We start from the raw sequence: 16,630 nt of genomic DNA, 5'->3' as shown, positions 1-16,630 counted from the left end.
TTCAGGGCAAGGAAGCTGGAATGCCAGAGATCAAGATTGTGACCGAGGTTGCCGGACGCATATGCGCGCTTCCGGTGGAAGTGGGCGGCAATGTCGGCGACGGTGACGACATTGCATTCGTCGAAGCCATGAAGATGGAAATCCCGGTCGCCGCGACCGCGGCGGGAATATTGAAGTCGATACTCGTCCAGCTGGATGACGTCGTTGCCGAAGGACAGGCGATTGCGATCGTCGAATTCTAGGTGCGTGCGGGAGGTTAGACTAACGTCCGCGACAATCTGCCTGTTCCGCGCGCAGATTTGAGCGTTTAATCGCTCGGACTTGGTCATCGCGACGATGCGATGATGTCAATGCAGCCAACAAGAACAAGGTTTCGCACAGCGAAACACTAGGGGAGGGAATATGATCCGCCGCGTGCTGGCGCTTTCGCCTGTCGCTTTCGCTTCGTTGTCGCTGATTTCAGTCGCGCCCGTGCGCGCCGACGAGGTCAAGCTGCCGCCGACCATGGCGATGACCGCCTACGACACCGGCACCGCCGGCTTCAACATCACCGTCGGCGTCGGCAAGATGATGAAGGACAAATATGGCAGCGACGTCCGCGTGCTGCCGGCCGGTAACGACGTCGCCCGCCTGGCGCCGCTGCGCGCCAAGCGCGCCGTCGCCTCCGCCATGGGATCGGGCACGTATTTCGCGCAGGAAGGCGTGTTCGAGTTCGCCACCAAGGAATGGGGACCGCAGCCCCTGCAACTGATCCTGTCTTCGGTCGATTGCAACGGCGCCACGCTCGGCGTTGCCGCCGATACCGGCGTCAAGGAGCTCAAGGACCTCAAGGGCAAGCGCGTCGGCTTCGTCGTCGGCTCGCCGGCGCTGAACCAGAATTCGCTCGCGGTGCTCGCCTTCGCCGGGTTGACGCAGAAGGACATCAAGGTCGTCGAATTCGCCAGCTACGGTGCGATGTGGAAGGGCCTCGTCAACAACGATACCGATGCCGCCTTCGCCACCACCATCACGGGTCCCGCCAAGGAAGCCGAGACCTCGCCGCGCGGCATCGTCTGGCCGCCGCTGCCGAAGAACGATGCTGCCGGCTGGGAACGGATGAAGAAGGTCGGCTCGTTCTTCTTCCCGCACCTGACCACCTGCGGCGCCGGCATCTCGAAGGAGAAGCCGATCGAGCTCGGCAACTACCCCTACCCGATCTTCGTCACCTATGCTTCGCAACCGGCGGACCTCGTCTATTCCATCACCAAGGCGATGATCGACGGCTATGACGCCTACAAGGACTCGGCGCCCGGCGCCTCGGGTCTCGGCGCCGCGCGCCAGACCAAGAACTGGGTGGTGCCGGTGCACGCCGGTGCGGTGAAGGCGCTGAAGGAAGCCGGCCACTGGAGCGCCGAGCAGGAGGCCCACAACAACGCACTCTTCAAACGCCAGGAGGTGCTGGTCGCCGCCTGGACGGACTACAACAAGGGCAATCCGCCCCCCGACGAGAAGGCTTTTCTCGACGGATGGATGAAGGCCCGCGCTACCGCACTCGCCAAGGCCAACATGCCGAACGGATTCGAATAGGCAGGAACGCGGGTGCCGAACGAGGTTGAGGAATAGCGAAACTTTTTGGGAGAGAAACATGATCCGCAGGATACTGATGCTTTCGCCCGCCGTCTTCACTTCGCTTTCGCTGATTGCCATCGCGCCCGCGCCCGCCGCGGACGTCAAGCTGCCGCCAACCATGGCGATGACCGCCTACGACACCGGCACCTCCGGCTTCAACATCACCGTAGCCGTCGGCAAGATGATGAAGGACAAGTATGGCAGCGACGTCCGCGTGCTGCCGGCCGGCAACGACGTCGCCCGTCTTGCGCCGCTGCGATCCAAGCGCGCGGTTGCCTCCGCCATGGGGGTGGGCACCTACTTCGCGCAGGAAGGCGTGTTCGAGTTCGGCGCCAGGGATTGGGGACCCCAGCCGCTTCAGGCCCTGCTCTCGTCGGTCGACTGCAACGGCATTTCCCTCGGCGTTGCCGCCGACACGGGCGTCAAGGGGATCAAGGATCTCAAGGGCAAGCGCATCGGCTTCGTTGTCGGCTCGCCGGCGCTGAACCAGAACGCGCTCGCGGTGCTCGCCTTTGGCGGCCTGACAAGGGACGACGTCAAGATCGTCGAGTTTGCAGGCTATGGCGCGATGTGGAAGGGCCTGCTCAACAACGACACCGACGCCGCCATCGGCGCCACCATCTCGGGGCCTGCGAAGGAACTCGAGACCTCACCGCGCGGCCTGGTCTGGCCGCCGCTGCCCAAGAACGACAAAGCGGGCTGGGAGCGGATGAACAAAATTGGCTCATACTACTTCCCGCTACTCGCGACGTGCGGCGCAGGCATCTCGCCGCAAAAGCCGGTCGAACTCGGCAGCTACCCCTACCCGATCTATGTCGTCTATGCGTCGCAGGCGGCGGATCTGGTCCATTCCATCACCAAGGCCATGATCGACGGCTACGACGACTACAAGGACTCCACGCCCGGCGCCTCCGGACTTGGCGCTGCCCGCCAGACCAAGAACTGGGTGGTGCCGGTGCACGCCGGCGCGGTCAAGGCGCTGAAGGAAGCCGGCCAGTGGACGGCCGAGCAGGAGGCCCACAACAATGCTCTCTACAAGCGTCAGGAAGTGCTGGCCTCGGCCTGGACGGAATACAACAAAGGCAATCCACCCTCCGACGACAAGGCGTTCCTCGACGGCTGGATGAAGGCACGTGCGGCGGCGCTGGCAAAGGCCAAGATGCCGAACGGATTTGAATGAGGAAGGACGCCGGCGCCGCAGGCGCCATGCGACGGGGGATCAATGATGTCTGCAACCAACAGCGCCACCATGGCGGCGCCGAAAAAAGTCGAGTTCGAGGATCCCCACGCCAACATGCAGGAGGCCGAGGTCACGCGCGTGCGCATGCTGCGCGGGGGCTGGCGTTGGGCCCTGGTGGTGGCGACCGCCGCCACCATCCTGCTCTGCATCAACCAGCAGTTCTCGCTGCGGTTCTTCGTCGGTTACACGCAGCTCAACACCGAATATTTCTACCTGCTGATCGCACTGATGCTGCCCTTCACGTTCCTGATCTTCCCGGGAACGGAAAAGGCGTCGCTAGACCACATCCCCTGGTATGATGTGCTGTACTTTGTCCTGACCTTCGCCTCCTCCATCGTGCTGATGCGGACTGTGCGCAAGGCGGCTGAAGCCGGCTGGGAATTCGGCGGGGCCCCGACCTATGTCATCGTGGCGGGCCTCATCATGTGGATCGTGCTGATGGAAGCGCTCCGCCGCACCGGCGGCTGGAGCCTGCTGCTCAGCGTGTTGCCGTTCACCCTCTATCCGCTGTTCGCTGACGCCCGATGGCTCGGCCCGTTCCGCGGCACGGAATCGACGCTCGAACAGGCAACCTCGTATCACGTGCTGTCCGGGGAAAGCCTGCTCGGCATCCCGATCCAGGCCTTTGCCGACACGGTGATCGGCTTCCTGGTGTTCGGCACCGCGCTGATGATGACCGGCGCCGGGAAATTCTTCATCAACATCGCCTTTGCGCTGTGCGGCACGTTCCGCGGCGGGGCCGCGAAGGTGTGCATCTTCGCTTCCGGCCTGCTCGGCATGATGTCCGGCTCGATCATCTCCAACGTGCTCACCGCCGGAACCATGACCATCCCGGTCATGAAGAAGAGCGGCTTTCGCGCCTCCTATGCCGGCGCCATCGAGGCCTGCGCCTCCACCGGTGCGGTGCTGGCGCCGCCCGTGATGGGCGCCACCGCCTTCGTGATCGCGCAGTTCCTCAACGTGAGCTACGCCGAGGTCGCGGTCGCCGCGATCATCCCCGCCGCGCTCTATTACATCGGCCTGTTCATGCAGGTGGATTCCTACGCCGCCCGCCACAACCTGAAAGGCATCCCGCGCTCCGAGCTGCCGAAGGTCTGGGATACGATCAAGGAAGGCTGGTACTACATCTTCGTCATCGCGCTCCTGATCGTGATGCTGCTGCACTTCAAGCGCGAAAGCCACGCTCCGTTCTATGCCACCGCGCTGCTGCTGGTGCTGAACCAGCTCTTCTCCAAGGAGACGCGCTGGACGCCTTCCACGATCAACCGCTTCCTCGAAGTCAACGGACGCACCTTCGTCGAGCTGGTCGGCATTCTCGCCGGCTGCGGCCTGCTCATCGGCGCCTTCTCGATGACCGGCGTGGTCTCCAGCCTCGCCAACGACCTGCTGCGGATTGCCGGCGACAACGCGCTGCTGCTGCTGGTGATGTGCGCGTTTACCAGCCTGGTGCTCGGGCTCGGGCTGACGACCACGGCCTGCTACATCTTCCTCGCCATCCTCGTGGCGCCCGCCCTGGAGAAGCTCGGGCTTAACCGGATGGCGATCCACATGTTCATCTTCTATTGGGGGATGCTGTCCTCGATCACGCCGCCGGTCGCGATCGCCTCCTTCGCCGCTGCCGGCATCGCTGGGTCGCCCGCGATGAAGACCGGCTGGGAATCGATGTGGGTCGGCAGCATCATCTATTTCATCCCGTTCTTCTTCGTACTGAACCCGGCGCTGGTGCTGCAGGGGGAAAGCCCCTATTTCGCCGGCCTCGGCCTGATGGGACTGGCCGCCTTCGGTACGCTGTTCATTTGTGGCGGCATCCAGGGTTACCAGGTCTTCGTCGGCGATCTCCGTCATGCCGGTTGGCTGGAATGGCCGCTGCGCGTGCTGCTGATCATTGGCGGCTTCGTGGTGGCGACGCCCGGCGGCGGCATCATGCCGCTGTCGCAGATGCAGATCACCTCGCTCGGGCTGGCGATCCTGGCTCCCACAGCCCTAGTCGCGACGTTCCTGATACGCCGGCAAACCCTGGTCGCGAGCCAGTTGCGCGTGCCGTGATTGCGGTGCACAACGGAGACGATGAAAACCGTCGCTGCCAATGGCACCTGGGTCGGCTCGAAGCCGCCGCTGTTGCGGTTTCTTGACGAATGCCACGCCAAATTCTCGGCCGACGACGACGGCGCCGTCGCTGACTACATCCCTGAGCTCGGCAAGGCCGATCCTGCCCATTTCGGCATCAGCCTCGCCACGCTCGACGGCCACGTCTACGAAGTAGGCGACAGCAAGGTCCCCTTCACCGTCCAGTCCATGTCGAAACCGTTCGTCTTTGCGCTGGCGCTGGACACGCTGGGCGCCGCGCGGGTGGAGAGCGCGATCGGCGTCGAGCCTTCCGGCGATCCCTTCAACTCGATCCGGCTCAATGCCGAGAACCATCCCTTCAACCCGATGGTCAATGCCGGCGCGATCGCCTGCTCGGGCCTGATCCACGAGGCCAGGGACGATGACGCCTTCGAATATATCCGCGAGGCGCTCGGCCGCTTTGCCGGGCGCACGCTCGCCTTCGATGAGGCTGTCTACGCCTCCGAAAGCGCCACCGGCGACCGCAACCGCGCCATTGCCTATCTGCTGCGCACCAACGCCGTGCTGAAGGACCGGGTCGATTCCGTGCTCGACGTCTATTTCCGGCAATGCGCCATCCTCGTCACCGCGCGCGACATCGCGGTGATGGCGGCCACGCTCGCCAACCGCGGACTCAATCCCCTCACCGGCCAGCAGGTGATGACGCCCTACGCGATCTCGCGCACGCTATCGGTGATGACGTCGTCCGGCATGTACGACTATGCCGGCGAATGGATCTACCGCGTCGGCATCCCCGCCAAGAGCGGCGTCGGCGGCGGCATTCTGGCGGCACTGCCGGCACGGCTGGGGCTCGGGAGCTATTCGCCCAGGCTCGACAGCCACGGCAACAGCGTGCGCGGCATCAGGGTGTGCGAGTCACTGTCCTCGCACTACGACCTGCATATGCTCAACCGCAGCGACGATGCCCGCACCAGCATCATTGCCGACTACACGATCAGCAAGAATCCTTCGCGGCGCAGCCGGCGCCCCCACGAGCGCGACATCCTCGCCACACATCACGAACAGGTTCGAGTCATCGAACTGGTCGGCACGCTGTCGTTCTCCAATGTGGATTACGTCTCGCGGCAGCTGGCCGGAAAGCCGCGCCCGCAATTCGTCATCTTCGACCTGCACCGCGTCACCTCTCTGACCCGCGCCGGCGCGCGGCTGGTCGCGGAGGAATTTCGCGAACTCGCCGCTCACCATGTCACGGTGGTGCTCTCCGGGGTGAAGCGCGGATCGCGCGAGTGGGATATCATCCGGGAATGGACCGGCGGCCTGACCAACGTCCGCGATTTCTATCTCCTCGACACCGCGATCGAATGGGCGGAGGACCAGATCGTCTACCGCCATGGCGGCGCGATCGACTTCCACGAGACCACCGAGCTTTCCGAGCAGCCCCTGCTCGCGGGCCTGTCGACGGAAGAACTGACCGACCTCGCCTCGATCGGAACCGTCAGGCATTACCGCGCCGGCGAGAAGATCGTCGAGGCCGGTACGCCTGCCGCCTCCGTCTTCTTCCTGCGCAGCGGCGCCGTTCTCGTCACCCTGCCCGGCGGCGTGCGGCTGGCGACGCTGACCGCCGGCATGGCCTTTGGCGAGATGGCGCTGCTCGAGCCGACCCGAACCGCCGACGTGACGGCGGACATGGCTGCGACAGCCTACGAGATCCCGTTGCGGGAATTCGAGCGCTTCCGCAAGCAGCACCCCCGTGCCGGCGAACGCGTCATGCGAAACCTCGCGCTATTGCTCGCCGACCGCCTGATCGTCGCCAACACCAAGATTGACGTGCTAACGTCGAATTGAGACGCCTCTCACCTGCCCGACTTGCCGCGTCCCGTCTTCTCGCTGGCGCGGCGCAAGGCGTCAGCGAGCGCCCCGCCGCCGGAGGAAGCCGGCGCCGGCTTGCGCGGCGCGGGCGATGACGAGCGCGAATTTTCGCGCGTCGCGCCCTTTGCCTTCTCGCCGCCCTTGGCCGCGACCTCGTCGTCCAGACGCAGCGTCAATGCGATGCGCTTGCGGGCGACCTCGACGTCCAGCACCTTGACCTTGACGATGTCGCCGGGCTTCACGACCTCGCGCGGGTCCTTGATGAAGGTTTTGGACATCGCCGAGATATGCACCAGCCCGTCCTGATGCACGCCGATGTCGACGAAGGCGCCGAATGCGGCGACGTTGGTCACCGTCCCTTCCAGGATCATGCCGCGCTTGAGGTCCTTGATCGTCTCGACGCCTTCCTTCAGCACCGCCGTCTTGAAGGCCGGACGCGGATCGCGACCCGGTTTTTCCAGCTCGCGCAGGATGTCGGTCACGGTGGGCAACCCGAACGTCTCGTCCACGAAGGCCTGCGGCTTCAGTTGCCGCACGATCTCGGCATTGCCGATCAGCGCCTTGATGTCGCTCCGCGTCGCTTCGAGGATTCGCCGGACCACCGGATAGGCCTCCGGATGCACGCCGGAGGCGTCGAGCGGATCGCTGCCGCCATTGATGCGGAGGAAGCCTGCGCATTGCTCGAACGCCTTCGGGCCGAGACGCGGCACATCCTTCAGCGCCTTGCGCGACTTGAACGGACCGTTGACGTCGCGGTGCTGCACGATGCCTTGCGCGAGCCCCTCACCGATCCCCGATACCCGCGCCAGCAGCGGCGCCGAAGCGGTGTTGGCATCGACACCGACGGCATTGACGCAATCCTCGACCACGGCGTCGAGCGAACGCGCCAGCCTCGACTCGCTGAGGTCGTGCTGGTACTGGCCGACGCCGATCGCCTTCGGATCGATCTTGACCAATTCGGCCAGCGGGTCCTGCAGACGCCGGGCGATCGACACCGCACCGCGCAACGTGACGTCGAGGTCGGGCAATTCCTCCGATGCGAAGGCCGAGGCCGAATAGACGGAAGCGCCGGCTTCCGAGACGACGATTTTCGACATTTTCAGATCCGGCAGCAGCTTGACCAGCTCGGTCCCCAGCTTGTCCGTCTCGCGCGAGGCGGTGCCGTTGCCGATCGCGATGAGATCGACGCGGTGCTTGACAGCGAGCTTGCCGAGCGTTGCCAGCGTTTCATCCCATCGCCGTTGCGGCTCGTGCGGATAGACCGTCGCGGTGTCCACCACCTTGCCGGTGGCGTCGACCACCGCGACCTTGACGCCGGAGCGGTAGCCGGGATCGAGCCCCATGGTGACGCGGGCGCCGGCTGGCGCGGCCAGCAGAAGGTCACGCAGGTTCGAGGCGAAGACCCGCACCGCTTCGGTTTCCGCCGCGGTCCACAGCCGCATGCGCAGGTCGATGTTGAGATGCACCTGAATCTTGGTGCGCCACGCCCAGCGAGCCGTTTCCGCAAGCCACTTGTCGCCGGCGCGGCCCTGGTCGGAAATGCCAAAGCGCTGCATGATCTTGCGCTCATGGGCACTGGTCGCGCCCGCAGCCACCGGCTCCGCCTCCGGCTGGATCTGCAATTCCAGAATCTCTTCCTTCTCCCCGCGAAACATCGCGAGGATGCGGTGGGACGGCAGCCTGGTCAGCGGCTCGCTGAAATCGAAATAGTCCTTGAACTTCTCGCCTTCGGTCTTCTTGCCGCGGCGGACCGTGGAGATCATCCGCCCGTTCGACCACATCTCTTCCCGGAGCTGGCCGATCAGATCAGCATCTTCCGCAAACCGCTCCACCAGAATCGCGCGCGCGCCTTCGAGCGCGGCGGCCACATCGGCGACGTCCTTGTCCGCATTGACAAAGCCTGCGGCCACGGCCTGCGGATCGTTCCCGGGCTGCGTCAGCAGCAATTCGGCCAGCGGCTCCAGGCCGGCTTCCCTGGCGATCTCGGCCTTCGTCCGGCGCTTCGGCTTGAACGGCAGGTAGATGTCTTCCAGACGGCCCTTGCTGTCGGCGGCGAGGATCGAGGCCTCCAGCGCCGCATCGAGCTTGCCCTGTTCGCGGATCGAATCGAGAATCGCGATGCGGCGCGCTTCGAGCTCTCGCAAATAGGTCAGGCGCTCTTCGAGGGTGCGCAATTGCGCATCGTCGAGGCCGCCGGTGACCTCCTTGCGATAACGGGCAATGAACGGAACCGTGGCCCCGCCGTCGAGCAGCGTGACCGTTGCTTCGACCTGCTGCTCGCGGACGCCGAGTTCCTGCGCAATCTTGCCATGAATGTTTGCCACGCAAAAACCTTCCAACTGGCCGCGGTTACCCAACCACCCCGCAGGGACGCCGCTTATGGACCATTGCCGCGCGACCGATCAAGGCGGCCGGTGAAAGATTTTATTCTGTGGATCGGCTCAGCTGACCACTTCCGTCACCGGCTGCATGTCAATCGCAAATGTCTCCAGGAATTTCGACGTCATGATGTAGAAACCGACCGAGAGTTGCAGCTCGACCAGCGCGGCCGGCGTCAGTCTGGCGCGGATTGCATTGAAGGTCGCATCGGTCGGCTTGTGCAGCTTGACGATCTCATCGGTGAAGGCGAGCGCGGCGCGTTGCGTCTCGTTGAAGCAGGAGGCCTGCTGCCAGTTCTCCAAGGCCTCGTTCTGCTCGTCGGTGACGCCGACATTCTTGCCGATCCGCTTGTGCGCCACGATCTCGTAGGGCGCCTGGCACAGGATACCCGTGCGCGTGATCGCGAGTTCGCGCACCACGGGATCGAGCTCGCCCTTGTGGCGGATCGCGCCGCCGAGCCGGCAGTATTGCTCGAGATAGCTCGGCGAATGCGCCATCATGCGAAAGATGTTGGCGTTGCGGTTCTTGCCGAGCAGCTCCTTGGTGCGCTCGTTGTGCTTTGCGGGATCGCTGTAGTCGATGCGGGCCATGATCTGCCTCTTTAGCCTTGGGTTTCCTGATGTTTTGCCTACCGTCCGGCCGAAACGATATCCGGCGACCGACTCCAGAGCAACACAACCGAGTCAAATTGCCGCCGCATTACTATTCGACCGTGGGACTGTCGATATTCGCCTGAGTGGGGACTCATCAAAGGGCGGATCATCGTCGCGGGGTGTTCCGAGTAACCGATACGATCGTCGCTGCGTGGCTTGGCACAGTGTGTCTTGGCGCGCCACGGTGAATCGTGCCCAAGTCTAGGGAGATAGACATGAAGGAAGCCACCAAGAGGGCGGCCTCGGAAGCGTTCGCGCAGATGCTGGCGGTGACGGCGATGCTCGTCATCGCCAGCGTCGTGCTCTATGTACGGTGATGAACTTCCTGTCGTTCCGGGATGGTGCGCAAGCACCAGACCCGGAACCTCGAGATTCCGGGTTCGATGCTGGCGCATCGCCCCGGAATGACGTTCCAAAATTCTCATCTCACCTTTTCAAAATGCGGCACCAGCCTTCCCGCGAATTGCTTGAACCGCGCGACCACCTTGTCGCCGATGGCGAGGCCGTTGTCGCCGTGCGCCATCATGCGAAAGCCTTCAGCCGCATCGACCAGCAGGATGTTGTAGGGCACTTGCGCTCTGGTCTCCGGCGTGGCGGCGCGGCAGACCAGCGAAGTGGCATAGACCGTCCCCTCGCCGCTCGCTTGCTTGTCCTGCGGATCTGCGGCCCCGCAGGCAGCGCAGAAGCTGCGACGGAAATATTGGCGGGTGCCGCAGGCGGCGCACTGCTGATAGACGATGGCTTCGGCGCCCCTGGTCCAGTCGGCAAGTTTTTCGCTCATCGCACGCGCTCCAGGAACATGCTGACATGCGACGACAGCACGCCGCCGTCGCCATGCAACAGCGCGATCGAGGCGTCGCGCACCTGGCGATTACCGGCGCGGCCGGTCATCTGCAGATGGGTTTCGACCAGATGCGCCATCGCGCCGCCGACACCGCAATGGCCGTAGCTCAAAAGGCCACCATGAGTGTTGAGCGGCACCTCGCCGTCGCGGTTGAAGTATCCGGAGCGCACACGCGCTGCCGCCTCGCCTCGCCCGGCGAAGCCGAGGTCTTCGAGCAGCATGGCGAGCGTGATGGTGAAGCTGTCATAGACCGCAGCGTAGCGCACGTCTGATATCGCAAGGCCGGAAGCTGTCTTGGCCTTGGCAATGGAGATTTCGGCTCCGAGCTCGCTGAGTGCCGGCGCGGCCGTGACATGCTGATGGGTATGCGCCTGCGCGCAGCCGCGGATGCGAATGCCTGCAGCTCCGGTCGGCTCGCGGCTGATGATGAAGGCCGCGCCGCCATCCGACACCGGGCAGCAGTCGAGCAGCTTTAGCGGCATCGCCACCGGCTTCGAGGCCATCACGTCGGCAACGGTGATCGGTTCATGGAACTGGGCACCGGGATGGGTGCAGGCGTGCGCGCGCATCAGCACGGCGAATTCGGCGAGATCCTCCTCGGTCAGCCCGTATTCGTGCATGTAGCGGGAGGCGACGAGACCGTAATAGGCGGGGATGGTCGGCCCGAGCGAGACCTCATAGTCGGGATGGCCGACCTGGGCGAGCGCCTGGATCGAGGCGTCGCGGCTTTGGCCGGTCAGCCGGTTCTCGCCGGAGACGACCAGCACATGCTTTGCTACGCCGCTATCGACGAGGTGATACGCCAGCATGGTCATGGCGAGCCCGGTGGCGCCGCCGACCTGAACGGCATGGGCGTAGCTCGGCCGGAGGCCAAAATGCTCGGCGAAGACGGTGGCGAGCATGATGTGCGGCGAGACCGTGTTGTAGCCGCAGAGCAGCCCGTCGATATCGGCGCGCTTCAGCCCGGCATCGGCAATGGCAAGCGCAGCAGCCTTGCTCATGAGGTCGAGCGAGTTCGAGCCTTCGTGCTTGCCGTAGGACGTGAGGCCGACGCCGGTGATGTAGCTCATGGTTTGGCACACTCCCTCCCCGCGTCATTCCGGGATGCGCCGTAAGGCGCAGGCCCGGAATGACGATGGAGAGATTTCGGTTTGCATCAATACGACTTCGGCAAGCCCAGCACCTTCTCGCCGATGAAGCTGAGAATGAGCTGCGGCGAGATCGGGGCGATGCGGGGGATCAGGGATTCCCGCAGGTAACGCTCGACGTGGTATTCCTTGGCATAGCCGAATCCGCCATGGGTCATCACGGCCTGCTCGCAGGCGCGGAAGCCGGCCTCGGCGGCGAGATACTTTGCGGAGTTGGCGGCGGGGCCGCAGGGCATGTTCTGGTCATATTGCCAGCCGGCGCGCAGCACCATCAGCCAGGCGGCTTCCAGCTCCATCCAGTTCTTGGCAAGGGGATGCTGGATCGCCTGGTTCATGCCGATCGGGCGATTGAAGACGATGCGGGTCTTGGCATAGCCCGAGGCGCGCGACAGCGCGACCATGCCGAGCCCGACGGCTTCTGCCGCGATCAGGATACGCTCCGGATTCATGCCGTGCAAAATGTATTCGAAGCCGCGCCCCTCCTCGCCGAGGCGATCCTCGACCGGAATCTCGAAATTCTCGAAGAACAGCTCGTTCGAATCGACGGGCTTGCGGCCCATCTTCTCGATCTCGTGCACGGTGACGCGCTGCTTGTCGAAGTCCGTGTAGAACAGGCTCAGCCCCTGCGTCGGCGTCTTCACCGCCTCCAGCGGCGTGGTGCGCGCCAGCAGCAGGATCTTGTTGGCGACCTGCGCGGTGGAGATCCAGACCTTCTGGCCATTGACGATATACTTGTCGCCCTTGCGCACCGCGCGCGTTTTCAGCTGCGTGGTGTTGAGGCCGGTGTTCGGCTCGGTCACCGCAAAGCAGGAACGGTCGCGGCCGTCGACGATTCCCGGCAGCATGCGGTAGCACTGCTCCTTGCTGCCGAACACGACCACGGGATTGAGACCGAACACGTTCATGTGCACCGCCGACGCCCCCGACATGCCGGCGCCGGATTCCGAAATCGTCCGCATCATGATCGCGGCATCGGTGATGCCGAGGCCGGAGCCGCCAAATTCCTCGGGGATGCAGATGCCGAGCCAGCCGGCATCGGCCAGCGCCATGTGGAAATCGGCGGGGAAGCCGCCCTCCTTGTCCTTTTTCAACCAATAGGCGTCGTCGAAGCGCGAGCAGATCTTGCCGACGGCATCCTTGATCGATTCCTGGTTGGCGGAGAGCGCGAAGTCCATCTTGTGATCCTATCTGCTTGCCGCAGTTCTGGTGACGCCGTCGCGCACCATCGCTGCGATCTCGTCGCCGGAATAGCCGGCCTCCCGCAACACCTCGGCCGAGTGCTCGCCGAGCCGCGGCGCCAGCCGCGGGGTTTCGACCGGGGTTTCCGACCAGTTCGCCGATACCTTCATGCTGCGGATTTTTCCCTCGGTCGGATGATCGACCACGGGGAAGCGATCGGTCGCCACCATGTGCGGATCGGAGAGCAGGCTCTCGAGATCGTGCATCGGCATGACCGGGATGTCGGCATGGGTGAGGATATCCATCCACTCGGCGGTCGACTTCGTCTCGAGGATGCGTGCGAGCTCGGCATAGACATGGTCGATATTGCCGGCGCGGCCGGCGAAGCTGGCAAATCTCGGGTCGTCGCGCAGGTCGGCGCGGCCGGTAGCAGCGAAGAAGCTCTCCCACTGCTTGTCGTTGTAGACGATGACGCAGATGTAGCCGTCGGAGGTCTTGTAGGGCCGGCGGTCGCGCGACAGATGGCGGGCATAGCCGCCCTTGTCGAGCGGCGGATCGTAGGTGAGCCCGCCCATGTGGTCGCCCATGACGAAGCTCGCCATGGTCTCGAACATGGGTATGTCGACGCGCTGCCCCTGCCCGGTGCGGTCGCGGTGCACAAGGCTGGCGCAGATCGCGCCGACGGCGGTGAGGCCGACGATGCGGTCGACCAGCGCGTTCGGCACATAGCGCGGCACGCCGTCCTCCGAGGTCTGCGCCATCAGCGCCGGCAGCGCGGTGGCGCCCTGAATCAAATCGTCATAGGCGGGCTTGGCGGCATAGGGGCCGTCCTGGCCGAAACCGAATACGCCGGCGTAAATCAGGCGCGGATTGATCTTTGCGACGACGTCGTAGCCAAGCTGCAGCCTCGCCATCGCCTGCGGGCGCACATTGTAGACCAGGACGTCCGCCGTCCTGATCAGCCGCAACACGGCGTCGCGGCCGGCGGGCTTTTTCAGGTCGAGGCAGATCGAGCGCTTGCTGCGGTTGGTATTGAGGAACACCGGCCCCATGCCGGGATGCCGGGTCGGCCCGATCTGCCGCGTCACGTCGCCGTCAGGCGATTCCACCTTGATGACGTCGGCGCCGTAGTCGCCGAGCGCCTGGGTCGCGTAAGGCCCCATCAGCACGGTGGTCATGTCGATGACCTTGATGCCATTCAGCGGTCCCATCTGCGCGATTTCTCCCGGTCGGCGGTATTTTGCGCCGCGATCTTGCTTGTCTGGCCAAGTAACGGCAGCGCTCGGCCAAGATCAAGCTGCGCCGGGGGTATGGGGTTATGCAGGGCACCCTCATTCCGGGGGAGCACCCCTTGGCGCGCGCTATGGGGCGCAATTGCGCCCCTGAGAATTCAAACTCCCGGTAGGGGTTATGGATTGCGGCAATTCGGGAGAAAGCGATAGCTATTTGCCGGGAAAGGGCGCACACCGACACCAATCGCGCCGACATCGAAGCCGACCCAGGGCGTTTGCACGCCGCCGGCATCCCAACAGAAAGCAACCAGATGCAAAATCTCTCGCCGCGCCACGTCAAGACTGACGAGGCGCTTCGGCTCGGCGTCCTGTCCGGCTGGTACTCGACAAAGGTCAGCGGCACGTTCGTTTCGGGTCCCCATGATTCCGAAGCCGATTGCCTCCGCAGAATCGCCGAGATCAATCCGCCCCCGGCTAAAAAACGACGATGATCGGAACAAACCTGATGCTCGAACGCGGCGCCATGATTGGATTCGAATTCCGCCGGATGGTCATGCTGTTTTCCATGAAGGACGGCGAAAACGAAATTCCCTGCGCCATCAGCAACCACGCCATGGACCAGATGGAACAGGTGCCGTGGACCAAGGACGACCTCCGCGAGGAACAATTCCTCAGGCTGCGCGACCGGATTGAACAGTGCGCGTCGCGCAAGTTCCAGAACGGGGGGCCATTCGAGGGCAAGCCTCCCGGCATTGTCCTGCGCAGCATCGATTTTCGCGAGTAGCGCGCGCTGGCGGATAGAAAAGTAGGGTGGGCAAAGCCCACCCTACGAGCTGCGCTCTCAACCTTCCTGCTTCTTCATCATCTCCCTGAGCGACGTCTTGAGCACCTTGCCGTAATTGTTCTTCGGTAGCGCGTCGAGATAGACGTAGCGCTTCGGACGCTTGAAGCGGGCAATCGACGCCAGGCAATGGGCATCGAGCTTGCCGTCATCCGCGACAGCGCCTTTTTCCAGCACGACGCAGGCGACGACGATCTCGCCCCAATCAGGGTCGGGCACGCCGATGGCGGAGACTTCGCGGACGTCGGGATGGGTCAGCAAGGCTTCCTCAACCTCGCGCGGATAGATGTTGGTGCCACCGGAGATGATAACGTCCTTGGAACGGTCGGAGAGCGTGAGGAAGCCGTCCTCGTCGAGGCGGCCGACGTCGCCGGTGCGCAGCCAGCCGTCCTTGAGCGTCTCGGCATTGGCCTTGGGGTTGTTCCAGTAACCGAGCATGACGGCGGCGCCCTTGGCCTCGACCTCGCCGGTCTCGCCCGCGGCCAGCGGGTTGCCGTCCTTGTCCGTGATACGAACGCGCATAACGCTTTGCGCCGTGCCTACGGAAGTAAGGCGTTCGAGATAGCGCGGATGTTCGGTGCGGCGGTGCCAGTCACGGCTCAGCGCCGTGATGGTCATTGGCGACTCGCCCTGGCCGTAGATCTGCACGAAGCGCTGGCCCATGGTGGCGATGGCATCCCGGATATCGGCGAGATACATCGGCCCGCCGCCATAGATGATGGTGCGCAGCCCCTCGCCGTTCTCGCCGCGCTTCTTCGCAGCATCGACCAGCCGCCGCACCATGGTGGGAGCAGCGAACATCACGACATTGTCGAGCTGGCGGCCGAGATTGAGCACCTCATCTGGATCGAACCCGCCGCTTTCCGGCACGACATGCCGGCCGCCCATGCGCGTGATCGGGAAGTTGTAGAGCCCCGCGCCGTGCGAGATCGGCGCGGCATAGAGCGCGGCGTCCTCCGGCGTCGCGTGATCGACGTCGGCCATGTAGCACAGCGACATCGCCACTAGATTGCCGTGGCTGATCATCACGCCCTTGGGCCGGCCGGTCGTGCCTGACGTGTAGAACAGCCAGGCAAGATCGTCGTCCTCGCGCTCCAGCGGCGATGGCGGCCCCTCGCCGCCTCGCATTTTGCCGTAGTCGTCGCTGTCGACCGACAGCATCTTCATGCCGGAGGGCAGATCGTCCCTTGCCTCGATCAGCGCGCCAATGGTGTCGCTGGAGACGAAGGCAAGGCCGGCGCCGCCATTGCTGCAAATCCAGGCGGCCTCGCGGCCGTGCAGCTTGGCGTTGATGGGAATGGCGACCGCGCCGATCCACCAGATGCCGTAGAGGCATTCGAGATATTGGGTGCAATTGCCCGCAAACAGCGCGACGCGGTCGCCGGGCGAAATGCCGTGATCGCGCGCCAGCGCCGCGCCGAGCGAAGCGGCGCGCCGCGCAAAGGTTCTGTAGTCGGCATCGCGTTCGAAGCCGGTCAGCAGCGCCGGCGCCTCGGGCCGCGCGCGCGCCGTTGCCGCCAGCCATTCGGCGATGTTCATCGCTGTCGCCCCAGAATAGCTGTCATGCCCG

Annotated in this window: 14 protein-coding genes; 7 read left to right on the top strand and 7 right to left on the bottom strand. The window is 64.4% G+C overall.

Translation table 11 applies throughout. From position 1 onward, the window contains the following. The first annotated feature begins 20 nt into the window (after window positions 1-20). From HZB49_RS06735 to glsA, 5 genes are all read left to right on the top strand, one after another. Window positions 21-242 (top strand): acetyl-CoA carboxylase biotin carboxyl carrier protein subunit, encoded by a 222-nt coding sequence (locus HZB49_RS06735; RefSeq protein ID WP_291609727.1) that lies wholly within the window; start codon window positions 21-23, stop codon window positions 240-242. 160 nt (window positions 243-402) lie between these two features. Then, entirely contained in the window at window positions 403-1,566 is a 1,164-nt protein-coding gene (locus HZB49_RS06730) for a TAXI family TRAP transporter solute-binding subunit (RefSeq protein ID WP_291609726.1), read from the top strand. 58 nt (window positions 1,567-1,624) lie between these two features. Continuing rightward, a complete protein-coding gene (locus HZB49_RS06725) occupies window positions 1,625-2,788 on the top strand; it encodes a TAXI family TRAP transporter solute-binding subunit (RefSeq protein WP_291609725.1) in 1,164 nt (387 codons plus the stop codon). Between the two features lie 42 nt (window positions 2,789-2,830). Further along, entirely contained in the window at window positions 2,831-4,894 is a 2,064-nt protein-coding gene (locus HZB49_RS06720) for a TRAP transporter permease (protein WP_291609724.1), read from the top strand. A 21-nt stretch (window positions 4,895-4,915) separates the two neighbouring features. After that, a complete protein-coding gene (gene glsA, locus HZB49_RS06715; protein ID WP_291609723.1) occupies window positions 4,916-6,760 on the top strand; it encodes a glutaminase A in 1,845 nt (614 codons plus the stop codon). Between the two features lie 8 nt (window positions 6,761-6,768). Here the strand turns inward: glsA and HZB49_RS06710 are convergent, their stop codons facing one another. The 6 genes from HZB49_RS06710 to HZB49_RS06685 form a co-directional block, all read right to left on the bottom strand. Beyond that, window positions 6,769-9,108 (bottom strand): Tex family protein, encoded by a 2,340-nt coding sequence (locus HZB49_RS06710; protein WP_291609722.1) that lies wholly within the window; start codon window positions 9,106-9,108, stop codon window positions 6,769-6,771. Between the two features lie 117 nt (window positions 9,109-9,225). Then, complete coding sequence (locus HZB49_RS06705) at window positions 9,226-9,753, bottom strand: carboxymuconolactone decarboxylase family protein (protein ID WP_291609721.1); 528 nt, start codon at window positions 9,751-9,753, stop codon at window positions 9,226-9,228. A gap of 484 nt (window positions 9,754-10,237) precedes the next feature. After that, complete coding sequence (locus HZB49_RS06700; protein ID WP_291609720.1) at window positions 10,238-10,597, bottom strand: OB-fold domain-containing protein; 360 nt, start codon at window positions 10,595-10,597, stop codon at window positions 10,238-10,240. Next, on the bottom strand, window positions 10,594-11,730 hold the full coding sequence (locus HZB49_RS06695) for a thiolase family protein (protein ID WP_291609719.1): 1,137 nt from the start codon (window positions 11,728-11,730) through the stop codon (window positions 10,594-10,596). The genes HZB49_RS06700 and HZB49_RS06695 overlap by 4 nt, the downstream gene beginning before the upstream one ends. Before the next feature lie 86 nt (window positions 11,731-11,816). Further along, on the bottom strand, window positions 11,817-12,983 hold the full coding sequence (locus HZB49_RS06690) for an acyl-CoA dehydrogenase family protein (protein ID WP_291609718.1): 1,167 nt from the start codon (window positions 12,981-12,983) through the stop codon (window positions 11,817-11,819). Window positions 12,984-12,992: 9 nt separating this feature from the next. After that, window positions 12,993-14,198 (bottom strand): CoA transferase, encoded by a 1,206-nt coding sequence (locus tag HZB49_RS06685; RefSeq protein WP_291609717.1) that lies wholly within the window; start codon window positions 14,196-14,198, stop codon window positions 12,993-12,995. Between the two features lie 332 nt (window positions 14,199-14,530). On the opposite strand from HZB49_RS06685, the gene HZB49_RS06680 reads away from it, so the two are divergent. Both HZB49_RS06680 and HZB49_RS06675 read left to right on the top strand, forming a co-directional pair. Continuing rightward, entirely contained in the window at window positions 14,531-14,710 is a 180-nt protein-coding gene (locus tag HZB49_RS06680) for a hypothetical protein (protein ID WP_291609716.1), read from the top strand. Continuing rightward, window positions 14,707-15,003, top strand: a complete 297-nt coding sequence (locus HZB49_RS06675; RefSeq protein ID WP_291609715.1) for a DUF1488 family protein — start codon at window positions 14,707-14,709, stop codon at window positions 15,001-15,003. Before HZB49_RS06680 ends, HZB49_RS06675 begins: the two co-directional genes overlap by 4 nt. 57 nt (window positions 15,004-15,060) lie before the next feature. Here HZB49_RS06675 and HZB49_RS06670 read toward each other — a convergent pair whose 3' ends face one another. Next, entirely contained in the window at window positions 15,061-16,599 is a 1,539-nt protein-coding gene (locus HZB49_RS06670) for an AMP-binding protein (RefSeq protein ID WP_291609714.1), read from the bottom strand. Window positions 16,600-16,630 lie beyond the last annotated feature (31 nt).

The sequence above is a fragment of the Bradyrhizobium sp. genome (assembly GCF_016219575.1).
GTDB lineage: Bacteria > Pseudomonadota > Alphaproteobacteria > Rhizobiales > Xanthobacteraceae > Bradyrhizobium.
This window is presented reverse-complemented; position numbering and strand designations above follow the sequence as displayed.

What these genes read in the sequence shown, in the direction of transcription:
- HZB49_RS06690 (WP_291609718.1), bottom strand. Translation starts at nt 12,983, where the DNA reads ATGGACTTCGCGCTCTCCGCCAACCAGGAATCGATCAAGGATGCCGTC.
- HZB49_RS06680 (WP_291609716.1), top strand. Translation starts at nt 14,531, where the DNA reads ATGCAAAATCTCTCGCCGCGCCACGTCAAGACTGACGAGGCGCTTCGG.
- HZB49_RS06730 (WP_291609726.1), top strand. Translation starts at nt 403, where the DNA reads ATGATCCGCCGCGTGCTGGCGCTTTCGCCTGTCGCTTTCGCTTCGTTG.
- HZB49_RS06685 (WP_291609717.1), bottom strand. Translation starts at nt 14,198, where the DNA reads ATGGGACCGCTGAATGGCATCAAGGTCATCGACATGACCACCGTGCTG.
- glsA (WP_291609723.1), top strand. Translation starts at nt 4,916, where the DNA reads ATGAAAACCGTCGCTGCCAATGGCACCTGGGTCGGCTCGAAGCCGCCG.
- HZB49_RS06735 (WP_291609727.1), top strand. Translation starts at nt 21, where the DNA reads ATGCCAGAGATCAAGATTGTGACCGAGGTTGCCGGACGCATATGCGCG.
- HZB49_RS06720 (WP_291609724.1), top strand. Translation starts at nt 2,831, where the DNA reads ATGATGTCTGCAACCAACAGCGCCACCATGGCGGCGCCGAAAAAAGTC.
- HZB49_RS06705 (WP_291609721.1), bottom strand. Translation starts at nt 9,753, where the DNA reads ATGGCCCGCATCGACTACAGCGATCCCGCAAAGCACAACGAGCGCACC.
- HZB49_RS06725 (WP_291609725.1), top strand. Translation starts at nt 1,625, where the DNA reads ATGATCCGCAGGATACTGATGCTTTCGCCCGCCGTCTTCACTTCGCTT.
- HZB49_RS06675 (WP_291609715.1), top strand. Translation starts at nt 14,707, where the DNA reads ATGATCGGAACAAACCTGATGCTCGAACGCGGCGCCATGATTGGATTC.
- HZB49_RS06695 (WP_291609719.1), bottom strand. Translation starts at nt 11,730, where the DNA reads ATGAGCTACATCACCGGCGTCGGCCTCACGTCCTACGGCAAGCACGAA.
- HZB49_RS06670 (WP_291609714.1), bottom strand. Translation starts at nt 16,599, where the DNA reads ATGAACATCGCCGAATGGCTGGCGGCAACGGCGCGCGCGCGGCCCGAG.
- HZB49_RS06700 (WP_291609720.1), bottom strand. Translation starts at nt 10,597, where the DNA reads ATGAGCGAAAAACTTGCCGACTGGACCAGGGGCGCCGAAGCCATCGTC.